This window comes from Aeromonas sp. S5(2024), assembly GCF_041403025.1.
GTDB lineage: Bacteria > Pseudomonadota > Gammaproteobacteria > Enterobacterales > Aeromonadaceae > Aeromonas > Aeromonas hydrophila.
This window is the reverse complement of record NZ_JBGLRI010000012.1, coordinates 36,622-52,722: the sequence shown is the minus strand read 5'-3', so window position 1 is coordinate 52,722 and position 16,101 is coordinate 36,622. Positions and strand designations below refer to the sequence as shown.

Sequence of the window (16,101 nt, the reverse complement as noted above, 5' to 3'; positions counted from 1 at the left end):
CGCGCGACGGCTGCATCAGCCCAGTACCGACTCGGCGCTGACGTACTCGTAGCCGAGCGCCTGCGCCACCGCCGCCTGGGTGATCTTGCCCTTGAACACGTTCAGACCGGCTCGCAGGTGGCGATCGTCCTGCAGCGCCCGGGCATAGCCCTTGTCGGCCAGCGCCAGCACGAACGGCAGGGTGGCGTTGGTCAGCGCGAAGGTGGAGGTGCGCGCCACCCCGCCCGGCATGTTGGCCACGCAGTAGTGGATGATGCCGTCCACCACGTAGGTGGGCTCCTCGTGGGTGGTCGGGTGGGAGGTCTCGAAACAGCCGCCCTGATCGATCGCCACATCCACCAACACCGAGCCCTTGCGCATCAGCTTGAGCATGTCGCGGGTCAGCAGCTTGGGCGCCGCCGCCCCCGGGATCAGCACGGCACCGATCACCAGATCGGCCTGGGCGATACACGCCTCGATATTGGTACGGGTGGAGTAGAGGGTCTTGAGGGCCGGGCCGTACAGGCTGTCCAGCTCCCGCAGACGCGGCAGAGAGCGATCCAGGATGGTGACGTCGGCCCCCAGTCCCAGCGCCATGCGCGCCGAGTTGACACCGACCACCCCGCCGCCCAGCACCACCACCTTGGCGGGCGCCACCGCAGGCACCCCGCCCAGCAGGGTGCCGTTGCCCCCCTGCGCCTTCTCCAGGCTGTGGGCGCCGGCCTGGATCGCCATCCGCCCCGCCACCTCGGACATGGGCGCCAGCAGCGGCAGGCCGCCGCGATCGTCGGTCACCGTCTCGTAGGCGATGGCCACCGCCCCCGAGTGCACCAGCAGTTGGGTCTGCACCGGATCCGGCGCCAGGTGCAGGTAGGTGAACAGCAGCTGACCCGGCCTGAGCAGTTCGCACTCCTCTGGCTGGGGCTCCTTCACCTTCACTATCATCTCGGCCCGGGCGAAGATCTCCGCCGCGCTGGCCACCAGTTCGGCACCGGCTGCCTGGTACTCGGCGTCGGACAGCCCGATCGCCTCGCCTCCCTGCTGCTGCACCAGCACCTTGTGTCCCCGGGCCGTCAGCTCCTGCACTCCGGCGGGAGTCATGCCGACCCGGTATTCATGGTTTTTGATTTCCTTGGGTACGCCAATAATCATGCTCGCTCTCCTGCTGTGATCCCGCCGGCGGCCGTGTCGGCGCCGGGCAGGATGCCCAAAAATTGCAACAACCACTGCATCATGGTGGCCGAATCCACCTCTCCCTCCAGCGAGGAGAGGCTGCGCTGGTAACGATCGTCCGGCAGCAGATCCCGCCTCCGCTCGATCAGCGCCCGGTTGTACGCCACCGAGAATTCCGGATGTCCCTGGATGGCCACTATGTGGTCACCCTGCAAAAACATGAAATTGGGACAAAAATCATTGCCCGCCAACCGGGTGGCCCCCGGCGGCAGCTGCTCCACCTGATCCTGGTGGCTGGCCAAGATCCGGATGGTCTCGAGCCCAGGCTCCATCCAGGGTTGCCGCGCCAGCATGGGATGGACCGACACCCCCAGCCCCCAGCCCTTGGTGGACTTCATCACCTCGCCCCCCAGCGCCTGGGCGATCACCTGGTGGCCGAAGCAGACCCCGGCCAGCTTGACGTCGGCATCGTGGGCGCGCCGGATCCAGTCGCGCAGCGCCCGGATCCAGGGGATGTCGCTGTAGGCATCGTGGCGCGAGCCGGTGATGAGCCAGGCATCGCACTCGTGCAGATCGGCCGGCAGCTCGCCATCGAGCGCCGACCAGACCCGAAACTCCAGCCCGGGGGCCAGTGCCCGGAAGCCCTTGATAAACATCTCGGAGTAAACGGGGCCGAAATCCCCCACCAAGTCGGGGTCCAGCCGGTCACAATCGAGAATTCCCAGTCGCATCTGTTACTCCTTCACAGTGATAGCGGCGAACGAAGGTGGATTCCTGCCACCGGCCATGTCCGGGCTAGCTGCTGCATGGTTGATTACTTCATGGTCGGCATGGAGAACTCCGCGCCCGCCCGCAGGCTCTGGGGCCAGCGGGCAGTCACCGTCTTCATCCGGGTATAGAAGCGCACCCCATCCGGTCCGTGCATGTTGAGCGGCCCGAAGATGGACCGCTTCCAGCCGCCAAAGCTGTGAAACGCCATGGGCACCGGGATGGGAACGTTCACCCCTACCATACCGACCTGCACGCGGGCGGTGAAGTCCCGCGCGGTGTCGCCGTCACAGGTGAAGATGGCGGTGCCGTTGCCGTACTCGTGTTCGTTGATGAGCCTGAGCGCCGTCTCGTAGTCCGGCGCCCGCACGATGGCCAGCACAGGGCCGAAGATCTCCTCCCGGTAGATACGCATCTCGGGGCCGACCCGATCGAACAGGCTGCCGCCGATGAAGTAACCCTCGCCATGGCTCAGGCCCCGGCCGTCCACCACCAGCTCGGCCCCCTCGGCCACCCCCTGATCCACATAGCCGCGCACCTTGGCCAGGTGCTCGCGGCTGATGAGCGGCCCCATCTCGTTCTCCGGGCTCTGGCCCAGTCCCGGGCCCACCCGCAGCGCAGCCACCAGCGGCGACAGCCTGGCCACCAGCGCATCGGCCGTCTCATCCCCCACCACCACGGCCACCGAAATGGCCATGCAGCGCTCGCCGGCCGCACCGTAGGCCGCCCCCATCAGGGCGGAGACCGCCAGCTCGAGATCCGCATCCGGCATCACCAGCATGTGGTTCTTGGCGCCGCCCAGCGCCTGCACCCGCTTGCCGTGGGCCGAGGCGGTGGCATAGATGTACTGGGCGATGGGGGTGGAGCCGACGAACGACACGGCACCGACCCGCGGGTCGGTCAGCAGCACATCCACCACCTCCTTGTCACCGTTCACCACGTTGAGCACCCCGTCCGGCAGGCCCGCCTGCTTGAGCAGCTCGGCCATGCGCAGGGAGAGGGACGGATCCTTCTCGGAGGGCTTGAGGATGAAGGTGTTGCCGCAGGCGATGGCCACCGGGAACATCCACAGCGGCACCATGGCCGGAAAGTTGAACGGAGTGATGCCGGCGCAGACGCCCACCGGCTGCATCATGGAGTGGCTGTCGACCCCGCGCCCCACGTTGAGGGAGTGCTCCCCCTTGAGCAGATGGGGGATGCCGCAGGCAAACTCCACCACCTCGAGGCCGCGGGTCAGCTCGCCCTGAGCGTCGGAGAACACCTTGCCATGCTCGCGGCTGATCAGCCGCGCCAGATCGTCCCTGTGCTGCTCCATCAACTCCTTGAAGCGAAACAGCACCCGGGCCCGCACCAGCGGCGGAGTCTGCGCCCAGTCGGCCAGGGCACGCTCGGCGCTGGCGATGGCATCCTGGCACTCGGCGGCGGTGCTGAGCACCACCTGACCCTGCTGCTGGCCGGTAGCGGGATTGAAGATGGCCCCGAAGCGCTCGCTGCGGCTCTCGGTCGTCTCGCCGTCGATGAAGTTGCTGACCCTGTATGTCATAAATCCTCCGTGATGGGTTATGCGTGCCTGCCCGCGCCGCCCCGGGGAGCAGGCACGGGCAAGTGGCGCCGCGACGGGCGCCATCAACCGGTTAAAAGTCAGTCCTGGGCCTGCAGGGCGTCCTGCAGCAGGGTGAAGAGATCGTCGATCTGGCTGCGCTCGATGATGAGGGGCGGCGACAGGGCGATGATGTCGCCGGTGACCCGGATCAGCGCCCCCTTCTCGAAGCAGCGTACGAACACCTCGTAGGCGCGCTTGCCCGGCGCATCCGGTATGGATTCGAGCTCGATGCCCGCTACCAGCCCGTAGTTGCGCACATCCTTCACGTGCTTGCAGCCCTTGAGCGAATGGGCCGCCTCCTCCCAGTAGCCCGCCAGATCGGCGGCGCGGCTCAGCAGGTTCTCGTTGCGATAGATCTCGAGGGTCGCCAGGCCCGCGGCGGCGGCCACCGGATGGCCGGAGTAGGTGTAGCCGTGGAACAGCTCGATGGCCCCCTTGCCGGCCGCCATCATGTCGTCATAGATGGCGTTGCTCACCAGCACGGCCCCCATGGGGATGGCGCCGTTGGTCAGCCCCTTGGCACAGGTGATCATGTCGGGGATGACGTCGAACTCCTGGGCGGCGAAGGGGGCACCGAGGCGGCCGAAGCCAGTGATCACTTCGTCGAAGATCAGCAGGATGCCGTGTTTGGTGCAGATCTCCCGCAGCCGCTTGAGGTAGCCTTTGGGTGGCATCAACACGCCGGTACTGCCGGCGATGGGCTCGACGATCACCGCCGCTATGTTGCTGGCATCGTGCAGGAAGACGATCTTCTCCAGCTCGTCGGCCAGCGCCACATCCTCCTCGGGCAGCCCCTTGGTGAAGGCATTCTTGGCGATGTTGAGGGTATGGGGCAGGTGATCCACCCCAGTCAGCAGGGAGCCAAACCACTTGCGGTTGCCGGGGATGCCGCCTACCGAGATGCCGCCGAAACCGACCCCGTGGTAACCGCGCTCACGGCCGATCAGCCGGGTACGGGTGCCTTGGCCGCGCGCCCGCTGCCAGGCCAGCGCGATCTTGAGCGCGGTATCCACCGATTCCGAACCGGAGTTGGTATAGAAGACGTGGCCAAGCCCCTTGGGGGCGATCTCCACCAGCCGGTTGGCCAGCTCGAACGGCAGGGGGTGCCCCATCTGGAATGTCGGGGCAAAATCGAGGTGGGAAATCTGCTGGGAAACCGCCTCGGCAATCTCGCGCCGACCATGACCCGCGTTGCAACACCAGAGCCCGGCAGTGCCATCCAGTATCTTGCGGCCATCCTCTGAGTGATAATACATCCCCTCTGCCGACTTCAGGATGCGCGGCGCCGCCTTGAACTGCTGGTTGGCGGTGAACGGCATCCAGAAAGCGGACATGTCGGAGGGGGTATTGATGTCGCTGATCGGTTTCATGGTCACCTCATCCTTAAGGTGTTTAGTAACTATCGGCCAATGCCTATTAAATTAAACACCTGAAATCTTAAAAAAGGGCTCAAACTTGCCCCATATGGTATCACCCGGCTAGCTGCTCTGAGCGGGGTGGTATAAGATATTTAACACAAATTTAATAATAGTAAACAGTCAAGGAGTGTCTATCGATGGATATCGGTCACCGCCTCAAGGCGGTTCGCACCAAGGCGGCCCTCTCCCAGCGCGAGCTGGCGAAACGCTCCGGTGTGACCAACGGCTTTATCTCCCAGATCGAGAAAAATCAGGTGAGCCCCTCGGTCGCCTCCCTGCGCAAGGTGCTGGAAGGCATTCCCATGTCGCTGGCCACCTTCTTCACCGATGAGACGGAGATGGACTCCGAGGTGATCTTTCGCGCTGCCGACATGCCGGACCTCGGTACCCACCCCATCAGCTACCGCCTGGTGGGCCACAGCCGCGCCAACCGCGCCATCGGCATGATGCAGGAGATACTGCCACCGGGCGCCGACACGGGTGACGACATGCTGAGCCACGAAGGCGAAGAGTGCGGCATCGTCATCCAGGGCCAGGTGGAGGTCACCGTCGGCGAGCAGGTCTACCTGCTGACGCCGGGAGACGGCTACTACTTCGACAGCCGCACCCCGCACCGTTTCCGCAATGTGGATGAGCACGAATGCGTGCTGATCTCGGCCAACACCCCCGCCAGCTTCTAAGCCATGAGAGGGGAGATCCCGCCCTTTGGCGGACCCGGCACAGCGACCAGCCCCTTCGCGCCGGCCCCCGCTTTGGCAGGCGCCGACGGCCCGCGCTTGCGGTGCGGTTTGCCCCGCCGGATACCCTCGCCGGGACGGATTCCGGATGAGGCCAAACTGGCAAAGTGTTTAACGAATTGTTACAAGATGGATTTACAAGCGGCAGAATGTTTAGCATATTGATACGCGGAAACTGACTTTTTGCCGGTTCAAGGAGTGAACATGAGTGACCTGACCCTGGCCCAGTGGCAACACAAGGCCTCCCACCTGACCCTGCCCTCGCAAGCCTTCATCGACGGCAGCTACCGGGACGCCATCAACGGCGCCACCTTCGACTGCATCAACCCGGCCAACGGCAAGCTGCTGACCAAGGTCGCCGCCTGTGACGCCGCCGATGCCGAACTGGCGGTGCAGGCTGCCCGCACCGCCTTCGACGACAAACGCTGGAGCGGTCTGCCGCCCAAGCAGCGCAAGCAGATCCTGCAGCGCTTCGCCGAACTGATGCGGCTCAACAAGGTGGAGCTGGCGTTGCTGGAGTCGCTCGACATGGGCAAGCCCATCGGCGACGCCATGGGCTATGACGCCCCCGCCGCAGCCAACTGCATCGCCTGGAACGCCGAAGCCATCGACAAGATTTACGATCAGGTCGCGCCGGTCGAGGAGTCAGCCCTGGCGCTGGTGACCCGCGAACCGCTCGGGGTGGTCGCCGCCATCGTACCGTGGAACTTCCCGCTGGTGATGGCCTGCTGGAAGCTGGGGCCGGCACTGGCCACCGGCAACTCGGTGATCCTGAAACCCTCCGAGAAATCCCCGCTCACCGCCCTGCGCATCGCCGGTCTGGCCAAGGAGGCAGGCATCCCCGACGGCGTGTTCAACGTGCTGCCCGGCTTCGGCCACACGGTCGGTGAGGCGCTGGCCATGCACATGGACGTCGACTGCATCACCTTCACCGGCTCCACCAAGATCGGCAAGCATCTGGTGCAGTGCTCCGGCAAGTCGAACCTCAAGCGCGCCTTTATGGAGTGCGGCGGCAAGAGCCCCAACATCATACTGGCGGACGCGCCTGACCTGGACGCCGCCGCCAAAAGCGCCGCCGGCGCCATCTTCTACAACCAGGGTGAGGTGTGTACCGCCGCCTCCCGCCTGCTGGTGCAAAACAGCATCAAGCCGCAGTTCATGGACCGGCTGCTGGCCCATGCCCGCGAATGGATCTCGGCCAACCCGCTCGACCCTGCCACCCGCATCGGCGCCATGGTGGACCACATCCAGATGGAGCAGGTGCTCAACTACATCGCCATCGGCCAGCAGGAGGGCGCCAAGCTGCTGCTGGGGGGCAAGCGCACCAATACCGAGAGCGGCGGCTTCTACATCGAACCCACCATCTTCGACGAGGTGACCCCCGAGATGCGCATCTTCCGCGAGGAGATCTTCGGCCCGGTGCTGGCGGTGACCGGCTTCGACACGCTGGAAGAGGCCATTGCGCTCGGCAACGACACCGACTACGGTCTGGCCGCCGCGATCTGGACGGCGGATCTCAACAAGGCGGTGAAAGGCTCCCGCGCCCTGCGCGCCGGCACCGTGTTCGTCAACAACTGGGATGGCGGCGACATGACCATGCCGTTCGGCGGCTTCAAGCAGTCCGGCAACGGTCGCGACAAGTCACTGCATGCGCTGGAAAAGTACACCGAGCTGAAAAGCACCTGGATCCAGCTCGAATAGCATTAGAAATGACGCTTATCTGCGAATTGGGGGGAGAAATCCCCCTTTTTCATTTTTGCCCTTTCATCGCCGGCCTCAATCGATATAATCATCAAATAGACAAGCCCTTAAATATAAAGATAAAAATGTTATTTTTTCTGGGAAGTGTACTGTTTCTGGTGATAGGACTGCCGCTGCTGTTCTACATGCTGGGACACGGCGAGGCCTACGTGACTTGGGGTCCGTGGATCTCCGCCATCGCTCTCATGCTGTGGCTGTTGCTGGATGTAGACAAGATCCGCCGTGGTGGTGGCCGCTGAGCCGGGCAGTACGCCGTTAAAATCCGCTGATCATCATTTATTAACTTCTTTCCCCGCAAAAGGATCGCTACACTGATTTTTTGCGATGTTTTCCCGCATCCAACTCTCCAGTGAAGGTTATCCGCATGCAGCAACACGTTCAGCGCCAGGGCGTCATCTACGCCTTGTGCGCCTATACCCTTTGGGGGTTGGCCCCCATCTACTTCAAGACCATTGCCGCCGTGCCGGCCGCCGAGATCCTGACCCACCGGATGATCTGGTCGTGCGCCCTGCTGATGGTGCTGACCCTGCTTGGCCGCCAGTGGCACAAGGTACAGGCGGTGCTGCGCCAGCCGAAAGTGCTGCTCACCCTGGCCTTTACCTCCATCACGGTCGGCGGCAACTGGCTGCTGTTCATCTGGGCCATCAACAACGGCCACATGCTGGATGCCAGCCTCGGCTACTACATCAACCCGCTGTTCAACGTGCTGCTCGGCATGCTGTTCCTGAGCGAGAAGCTGCGCCGGCTGCAGTGGTGGGCGGTCGGGCTGGCAGCGATCGGTGTCGCGATCCAGATCATCGCCTTCGGCTCCCTGCCCTGGATCGCGCTGGTGCTGGCCTCGAGCTTCGCCATCTACGGTCTGATCCGCAAGAAGCTGGCCCTCGATGCGTTGACCGGCCTCTTGATCGAAACCCTGATCATGCTGCCGCCGGCCGCCATCTATCTGTGGGGATTTGCCGACAGCCCCACCAGCCATCTCACCCAGAATGACTGGCACCTCAACCTGCTGCTGATCGCCGCCGGTGCGGTCACCACAGCTCCCCTGCTCTGCTTCACCGCCGCCGCCACCCGGCTCAAGCTCTCCACCCTGGGCTTCTTCCAGTACATAGGGCCGAGCCTGATGTTCATCCTGGCGGTCACCCTCTATGGCGAGGCGCTGGCGCTGGACAAGATGATCACCTTCGCCTTCATCTGGAGCGCGCTGGTGCTGTTCAGTCTGGACGGGCTGCGCAGCGGCAAGCGCCGGCAGGCAGCGGAGCAGGCTTGACGGCAAGGGGGCGCAGCGCTGCAATAATCTACAAGCCCGCGTTCGGGTTTCAGGTTATCAATAGTCGATGAGCGCACCCCAATCCCGCATCCACTACTGGCAATCCCGGCTGCTGCCGGGGGTTGAACTCTCCCACTCCCACCACAGGGAGTTCAGCTATGGCCGCCATGTGCACCTGGACTACCACATAGGCCTGGTGCAGCAGGGCGGCCAGAAATTCATCCACAAGGGCAGCAGCCACCACCTGGTGCGCGGCGAGCTCTCCACCGTCAACCCGGACGAGATGCACGACGGCCTCAGCCTGCTGCCGGAAGGGTACGAGGTGCGGGTGTTCGCCATCGCCCCCGAGCAGCTGGCCCGCTGGCTGCCGGACAGCCCGGAGCCCTTCTTCGACCAGGGGCTGCAGCGCCGCCCCGACCTCTATCAGGGCTTCGCCCGGCTGCACATGTACCTGGACAACCCCAGCCCCGACGGCCTGCTGGCGGAGAGCGAGCTGCTGGCCCTGCTCGGCGAGCTGCTGCACCTGGCACCGGAGCGCCACGCCCTGGCCGACCCCCAGCTCAGGTACCTGCGCGACCATCTACTGGCCCGGCTGGATGAACGCCACAGTCTGGAGGATCTGGCCGCCCTGTTCGGACTGGATCGCTTCGCCTTCTTGCGCCAGTTCAAGAAGAAGACCGGCATGACCCCCTACGCCTGGCTCAAGCGACTGCGGCTCGAACAGAGCAAGCGCCTGCTCGGCAGCGGCCTGCCGGTGAGCGAGGTGGCGCTGGCGGTCGGCTTCTTCGATCAGAGCCACTTCCACCACGGCTTTCGCCAGGCGTTCGGCCTTACCCCTGCCGATTTTCGCCAGCAGATGCTGGCCGCCAGCGGGCGCGCCGACTAACTCCGCACTGCAATCTTTTACAATCCGGCGACTCCACAATCCGCCATGCTGTGAACTCGATACTGTCGCAGAGGTTTCCATGTTCACCAGCCTGTTTCTGACCATAGGTCTCATCCATCTCATCGCCCTGGCGAGCCCGGGCCCGGACTTTGCGTTGATCCTGCGCACCAGCCTGCACAGGCCCACCGCGCTGGGCGCAGCACTCGGCATCGCACTCGCCATCCTGGTGCACGCCACCCTCAGCCTCACCGGCATCAGCCTGCTGATTGCCGAGCACCCCTGGCTGTTCATGACGGTGAAGGTGGTCGGCGCCCTCTATCTGGGCTGGCTCGGCTGGGGGGCGCTCAAGGCGGCCTGGCACAGCTCGGCCGAGCTCACCCTGCACGCCGGCGGCGAGGCGCAGGGCTGGCGCAAGGGGGTGCAGCGCGGCATTGCCACCAACCTGCTCAACCCCAAGGCTCTGCTGTTCTTCATGGGGCTGCTGGCCGCCATGGTGACGCCGCAGGTGGACGGCCTGACCCGCGGCCTGCTGGTGCTGCAGCTGTTCCTGCTCTCCCTGATCTGGTTCGGGGTGCTGGCCTGGAGCCTCTCCACCGTGCGGGCCCAGCGCCTGCTCGGCCGCGTGCAGCGTCCGCTCAACCTGGTCACCGGCCTGCTGTTTGGCGCCGTCAGCCTCTCCATCCTGACCGGCATGGCCGGCGAGGCCTATGCCCTGGTCCTGCACTGACACCAATGTGCCAGCCATGAAAAAGAGGGATGGCCCGGGCCATCCCTCTTTACGTTCACTATTCCTGGCCGGGTAACCGGCCCTCTCACTGGCCCTTCATCAGAACCACTGGCCGTGGCGCTTGATGTAGATGCTCTTGACGGTCTGGGTCAGCCCCATGTAGGCCAGCATGGTGATCACCAGCCACATGAAGTACTTGGGCCCATCCAGGGTGATGAAGCCGAAGTGCTCGGCCAGCGGCGAGAACGGCAGATAGCAGCCGATGGCGATGGCGATCGAGGTGGAGAGCAGCACCGGCAGGGTGGCGGTACTCTGCAGGAACGGGATCTTGCGGGTACGCAACATGTGCACCACCAGGGTCTGCGACACCAGCCCCTCGATGAACCAGCCTGAGTTCATGATGGCCTGACCGTTGACCAGCGGATCCATGCTGCCGTTGGCGGTGGCATAGAGGGCGCCGGCACCGAACACGAACCACATCAGGCAGTAGGTGCTGATATCGAACACCGACGAAGTCGGGCCGAGCCACAGCATGAAGCGCTTGATGTTGCTCGCCTCCCACTTGCGCGGCCGCTTGAGGAACTCGGGGTCCATCTTGTCCCACGGCAGCAGCATCTGGGAGACGTCATACACCAGGTTCTGGATCAGCATCTGCATCGCCAGCATGGGCGCCCAAGGCAGCCAGGCGGAGGCCACCAGCACCGAGAAGACGTTGCCGAAGTTGGAGCTGGCAGTCATGTTGAGGTACTTGAGGATATTGCCAAAGGTCTCGCGCCCCTTGATCACCCCCTCCTCCAGCACCATCAGGCTCTTCTCCAGCAGGATGATGTCGGCGGTCTCCTTGGCGATGTCGGCACCGCTGTCCACCGAGATCCCCACGTCCGCATCCCGCAGCGCCGGTGCATCGTTGATGCCGTCCCCGAGGAAACCCACCGTGTTGCCGTTGGCCTGTAGCGCCTTCACCACCCGCGACTTCTGCAGCGGGGTGAGCTTGGCGAAGATGGTGGTGTGCTTGACCACGGTGCACAGCGCCACGTCGTCCATCACCTCGATATCCTTGCCAAGCAGCGGCACGCCGGGCTCCAGCCCCACATCACGGCACACCTTGCTGGTGATGATGGGGTTGTCGCCGGTCAGCACCTTGACCGCCACGCCGTACTCATTGAGGGCGCGGATGGCAGGTGCGGCCGAGTCCTTGGGCGGATCGAAGAAGGTGAGGAAGCCGCGCACCACCAGCTTGACCTCGTCGCTGGTGCGATAGTTCTGCTTGCACTCGGTAGCCGGGATCTCGCGGGTCGCCACGATCAGCACCCGATAGCCCTCGGCGTTGAACTCCTCGCTCTGGCGCAGCAGGGCACGGCGATCGGCGTCGGTCAGCTCCCGCACCTCCTGGCCATCGGCGATCTGGCTGGAGACGGCCAGCATCTCTTCCACCGCCCCCTTGGAGACCATCAGCTGCTGGCCCAGATCATCCTGCACAATCACCGACAGACGCCGGCGCACGAAGTCGAACGGCAGTTCGTCCACCTTGCTGTAATTGGCCGGCTTGCAGCTCTCCCCCAGCGCATCGGCGTGCTCGACCACCGCGATGTCCATCAGGTTCTTCATACCGCTCTGATGAAAGCTGTTGAGCCAGGCCAGCTGCAGGATCCGGTCGTCCCGCTTGCCACGCACGTCGTAGTGGTGCTCGAGGATGATCTTGTCCTGGGTCAGGGTACCGGTCTTGTCGGTGCAGAGCACGTCCATGGCGCCGAAGTTCTGCACCGAGTTGAGCCGCTTCACCACCACCTTGCGTTTGGCCATGGCCACCGCGCCGCGCGCCAGGTTGGCGGAGACGATCATCGGCAGCATCTCGGGGGTGAGCCCCACCGCCACCGCCAGCGCGAAGGTGAGCGCCGACATCCAGTCACCGCTGCTGACCCCGCTCAGCATGAAGACGATGGGCACCATCACCAGCATGAAGCGAATAAGCAGCTTGGTGACGCTGTTCACGCCGCGATCGAAGCTGGTCTCGATGCGCTTGTGGCTCACCACATTGCGGGCCAGCGAACCGAAATAGGTATCGCTGCCGGTGGCCACCACCACGGCGCGGGCGGTACCGCTCACCACGTTGGTGCCCATAAAGCAGATGTTGGGCAGATCGAGCAACCCAGCCTCCCCTGCGCCGGTGCCGTCCGCCGACTTGCCGGCCACGGCACCCAGGGTGTCGTACTTCTCCACCGGCAGCGCTTCGCCGGTCAGCACCGCCTGGCTGATGAAGAGATCGCGGGACTCGATCAGCTTGATGTCGGCCGGGATCATGTCCCCCGCCTGCAGGTGCACTATGTCACCGGCCACCAGCTCGGTCATCGCCACCTCCTTGCGCTGGGGGGCGACCCCGGGCGAGGGGCGGCGCTGCACGGTAGCGGTGTTGCGCACCAGCGACTTGAGCGCTTCGGCCGCCTTGGCGGAGCGGTACTCCTGCCAGAAGCGCAGCAGACCGCTCAGGCCCACCATGACGCCGAGGATGATCACCTTGACCCAGTCCTCGTCGCCCGGCTCGGCCATCAGCACGTCCATCACGTAGCTGACCAGCCCGAGCACGATCAGCACCATCACGAAGGGGTTCTTGAACGCCTGCAGCAGCTGGATCAGCGCATGAGGCGGCTTGTCGTGGGTCACCTCGTTGGGACCAAACTGGATCAGGCGGTTGGCGGCCTCGGTCGCGGTGAGGCCATCGATGTTGCCGCGCACGGCGGTCAGGGTGTACTCGAGGGACTTGTCGGCCTCATCGAGCACCCGGGAGGAGAGCTTCTCCCTGGCACTGGCCGGGGCAACGAACCCCTGCTGCTTGTGCCGGCTGGCGGTATGTTGTTTCATGACTCGTTATCCTGATTTCTACGCGCAAGCGAGCCCTGTCGCGGGTCGGGCCTGGCGTCAGTACTGATGTGAAAAGGCAATGGACCCGGCAGCGAACAGGCAGCCGCCGCACACTGGGCGGCCCGCAGACAGCAGTCTGCGCGACCACACCGGCATGCCCGGGTCGGATCAGGGGTCAGGACACCGCATCCCGTCCCCGCAGGGGATCAGGAGTGGGTAGGCGTGGACCCCGAGGGTCTAGGTTTGGGCTCTTCGGTCATGACGGTTCCTCCGAGTTGAGCGGCAGCAAGCCGGCCCCGGCATATCGAGGGCACGGCAGGTCATCGCCGGCGGACAGATCCGCGCGGCGGCGTTATCGACAGGAGGCAAGGGCCGCAACGGGGCGACTGGACCGATAAAGGAGATCAGGATAACCACAGGCAACAATAACGGCATGATGGCCGAATAATAATGAGGAGGGTTCATGGTCCGGTCACATGAGCAATCAACCGCACCCCATGAATATATTGAGAAATAGCCAGCGCATATTTCAAAATATATAAAGAAGAGACCTTCATTATTTAAATTCGCAACACAGCCTATCGAAAACCACGTTGTTTTCAATACGAGCTGTCCATCCTGTTATTTCACGCCGGCCTGTTTGTCCCTGTTCGCCAAAGATCCGGTGAACGGGCGCAACGGGCAGCCCCGGGCCCATGACAAAGGGCGTACGTGGCAAGGCGTGCAATTGCTGGGGCGCGAGGCGGCATGGCTCGCAGAGGGAGTGGAACAATCCGGGGAGCAACGCAGGTCCCGGCGGGACTGGGTTGCAAGAGTCGGGATGACTCGCTAGATGCCACACTCTGAGCGATCAGAGTGAGGAAGAAAAAGGGATATCAACCTCAGTTCTGATTAGTCCACATCGCGCTGTGCAATCGGCTACAACTGTCGCTTTCCATAATATCCTTCCATCTGTTGATAACACGCCAAGATTCTACCCAGAAATATTTGGCGGCGCAAAATATAAATTCATATTTTAATAAATCACCAGCCATGAATTGCCATTCTCCTATTTTCTCGCGAACGCTTCTCAACGCCTATTTGAGAATGGCTCAACCGACCGGCCGTGATGTCGATCGCTCCGTCAGCCCCCACTGACAGCAGTGCCCGCCGCGATATGGCCAGCGCGGCAGGTCTTTATACGGGATGAGGCTATGCTATCCATGTGCCGGATTCATATGGGGGTTACATGTTCAAGGCAATCCATGATCGTTCGCTGCTGTTCAGCCAGGCGCTGGGCATATTGATCTTCATCATCCTGATATCCATCAGCTTCTTTGGCCTCTACTCGGTGAAGAGCGCAGCGGATAAGATGGGCGAAGGCAAGGATGTCGTCGCGGACATACTGCCGCCCCCGCTCTACCTCATCGAGGCGCAACTGCAGGTCTATACCCTGCTGCATGCCGCGGCGAGCGAGCGGGAGGGGTTGCTGCAATCGCTCGCCCGCCTGGAGCAGGAGTTCAACGACCGCAATCGCTTCTGGCAGGAGAGTACACTCGACGACCAGCTCAAGCAGAGCCTGCTGGGGGAACAGCGCACCCAGGCCGAACGTTTCTGGCAACTGCTCGACAGTCAGTTCATTCCGGCCGTGCAGGCCGGCCGGCTCGAGCAGGCAGCGGCCATCGCCGCCCAGCTGCGCACCCTGTACCTGGCCCACCGGCTTGGAGTCGATGCCACCGTCAGCCGTGGCAGCCAGTATGCCGCCGAGCAGCTGGCGCAGCTCAGCCTCACCGCCCGGATGTGCTACTGGCTTCTGCTCGTCGCCGCGCTGACCGGCTGCGCCCTGGTCTTCTGGCTGGGCCGACCGACTCAGCAACGGTTGCTGGCCGCCGGCAAGGCGACCGCAGCCATTGCGGAGGGAGCCCTCGACAGCCCCATGCCGCCTCCCGGCGACGATGCCATCGGCGATCTGATCCAGCGCATCGGCCGGATGCGGGATCAACTTTCCACCCTGGTCGCCGCCCTGCAGCAGAGTGCGGGGACGCTGCATCAGCAGGCCACCGGCTTGAGCAGCCTCTCTCGCCAGCATGTGGACGACAGCCTGGCCCAGGTGGACGCAGCCCGTCAGGTGGAAGAGGTGATCGAGCAACTGCAGGCCCTGATCCAGCAAAGCGATGCCCAGCTGCAGCAGGTCACCGGCATGACGTCGGGCTCCGAGGCCCACGCCAATGCCACCCGGCTGGTCATTCAGGAGGTGGAACAGGTGATCCGTGCCCAGGCTGACGGAGTGAGGCGGGTCTCCGGCACCATCGGCGACCTGGCCGGCCTGTCCCAGCAGATCTCCGGTCTGGCAGGGGCCATTCACGGTATCGCCGAGCAGACCAACCTGCTGGCGCTCAACGCCGCCATCGAAGCCGCCCGGGCCGGCGAACAGGGACGTGGCTTTGCAGTGGTGGCCGACGAGGTGCGCTCCCTTGCCAATCGCACCGGCGAGGCCACGACGGAGATCACCAGCATCATCGGCCGGATCCAGGATACCAGCCAGCGGGCCGTCAACGAGATGGACACCGAGCTGGCCAGGGTGGGCAAAACGGTGGAGCACGTGGCCGACGCCAAGCAGAGCATCACCAGCATTGAGCAGGGCTGCGGCGAGATCTGCCAACGGATCGATCAGGTCGGAGCCCTGCTGGAGCAGGAGAAGAGCCTGATCCACGCCATCAACAGCAACGTCGGCGAGATGTCCCGCCTTGCGGCCAAGGTCAACGACAGCGCCCGCCATGCGGCGAGCGAAGCCGATACGGTGGCGACTAACTCCCAGGCACTGACCCGCCAGACCCAGCACTTTCACCTCGCGCCACCACCCCGCCATTGATCCCCGGGGCAGGGCCCGTCCTGCCCCCATTCGCACCCAGCTGGGTTAAATCGATAGCCTTGGACTCAATGA

At 64.0% G+C, this 16,101-nt stretch carries 12 protein-coding genes; 7 read left to right on the top strand and 5 right to left on the bottom strand.

Going from position 1 to position 16,101, the window contains the following annotated elements; genetic code table 11:
* Window positions 1-15: 15 nt before the first annotated feature.
* The 4 genes from ald to ACB032_RS19370 form a co-directional block, all read right to left on the bottom strand.
* Window positions 16-1,131: an alanine dehydrogenase gene (ald, locus tag ACB032_RS19385; RefSeq protein WP_011704256.1), complete on the bottom strand. Its 1,116-nt coding sequence runs from the start codon at window positions 1,129-1,131 to the stop codon at window positions 16-18.
* The gene (locus ACB032_RS19380; RefSeq protein WP_024944656.1) at window positions 1,128-1,883 is read right to left on the bottom strand and encodes a glutamine amidotransferase; all 756 of its coding nucleotides are present in this window, start codon (window positions 1,881-1,883) and stop codon (window positions 1,128-1,130) included. Before ACB032_RS19380 ends, ald begins: the two co-directional genes overlap by 4 nt.
* An 83-nt stretch (window positions 1,884-1,966) precedes the next feature.
* Window positions 1,967-3,463 (bottom strand): CoA-acylating methylmalonate-semialdehyde dehydrogenase, encoded by a 1,497-nt coding sequence (locus ACB032_RS19375; protein ID WP_011704254.1) that lies wholly within the window; start codon window positions 3,461-3,463, stop codon window positions 1,967-1,969.
* Between the two features lie 98 nt (window positions 3,464-3,561).
* Window positions 3,562-4,893, bottom strand: a complete 1,332-nt coding sequence (locus tag ACB032_RS19370) for an aspartate aminotransferase family protein (protein ID WP_201976109.1) — start codon at window positions 4,891-4,893, stop codon at window positions 3,562-3,564.
* A gap of 185 nt (window positions 4,894-5,078) precedes the next feature.
* Between ACB032_RS19370 and ACB032_RS19365 the strand changes: the two genes are divergently transcribed.
* The 6 genes from ACB032_RS19365 to ACB032_RS19340 all read left to right on the top strand — a co-directional run bounded on the left by ACB032_RS19365 (window position 5,079) and on the right by ACB032_RS19340 (window position 10,319).
* Window positions 5,079-5,621 (top strand): cupin domain-containing protein, encoded by a 543-nt coding sequence (locus ACB032_RS19365; RefSeq protein ID WP_011704252.1) that lies wholly within the window; start codon window positions 5,079-5,081, stop codon window positions 5,619-5,621.
* 261 nt (window positions 5,622-5,882) lie between these two features.
* Window positions 5,883-7,379: an aldehyde dehydrogenase gene (locus ACB032_RS19360; RefSeq protein WP_029305041.1), complete on the top strand. Its 1,497-nt coding sequence runs from the start codon at window positions 5,883-5,885 to the stop codon at window positions 7,377-7,379.
* A 125-nt stretch (window positions 7,380-7,504) separates the two neighbouring features.
* Window positions 7,505-7,678 carry a hypothetical protein gene (locus tag ACB032_RS19355; RefSeq protein ID WP_016349064.1) on the top strand — a complete coding sequence of 58 codons (174 nt, stop codon included), beginning with the start codon at window positions 7,505-7,507 and terminating at the stop codon, window positions 7,676-7,678.
* 125 nt (window positions 7,679-7,803) lie between these two features.
* Window positions 7,804-8,706 carry an EamA family transporter RarD gene (rarD, locus tag ACB032_RS19350; RefSeq protein WP_011704249.1) on the top strand — a complete coding sequence of 301 codons (903 nt, stop codon included), beginning with the start codon at window positions 7,804-7,806 and terminating at the stop codon, window positions 8,704-8,706.
* 67 nt (window positions 8,707-8,773) lie between these two features.
* Window positions 8,774-9,592, top strand: a complete 819-nt coding sequence (locus ACB032_RS19345) for an AraC family transcriptional regulator (RefSeq protein WP_041217253.1) — start codon at window positions 8,774-8,776, stop codon at window positions 9,590-9,592.
* Window positions 9,593-9,671: 79 nt separating this feature from the next.
* Window positions 9,672-10,319 carry a LysE family translocator gene (locus tag ACB032_RS19340; protein WP_371138581.1) on the top strand — a complete coding sequence of 216 codons (648 nt, stop codon included), beginning with the start codon at window positions 9,672-9,674 and terminating at the stop codon, window positions 10,317-10,319.
* A gap of 99 nt (window positions 10,320-10,418) precedes the next feature.
* Here the strand turns inward: ACB032_RS19340 and mgtA are convergent, their stop codons facing one another.
* Window positions 10,419-13,178 (bottom strand): magnesium-translocating P-type ATPase, encoded by a 2,760-nt coding sequence (mgtA, locus tag ACB032_RS19335; RefSeq protein ID WP_371138580.1) that lies wholly within the window; start codon window positions 13,176-13,178, stop codon window positions 10,419-10,421.
* Window positions 13,179-14,406: 1,228 nt separating this feature from the next.
* Between mgtA and ACB032_RS19330 the strand changes: the two genes are divergently transcribed.
* Window positions 14,407-16,029, top strand: a complete 1,623-nt coding sequence (locus ACB032_RS19330; RefSeq protein ID WP_371138579.1) for a methyl-accepting chemotaxis protein — start codon at window positions 14,407-14,409, stop codon at window positions 16,027-16,029.
* Window positions 16,030-16,101 lie beyond the last annotated feature (72 nt).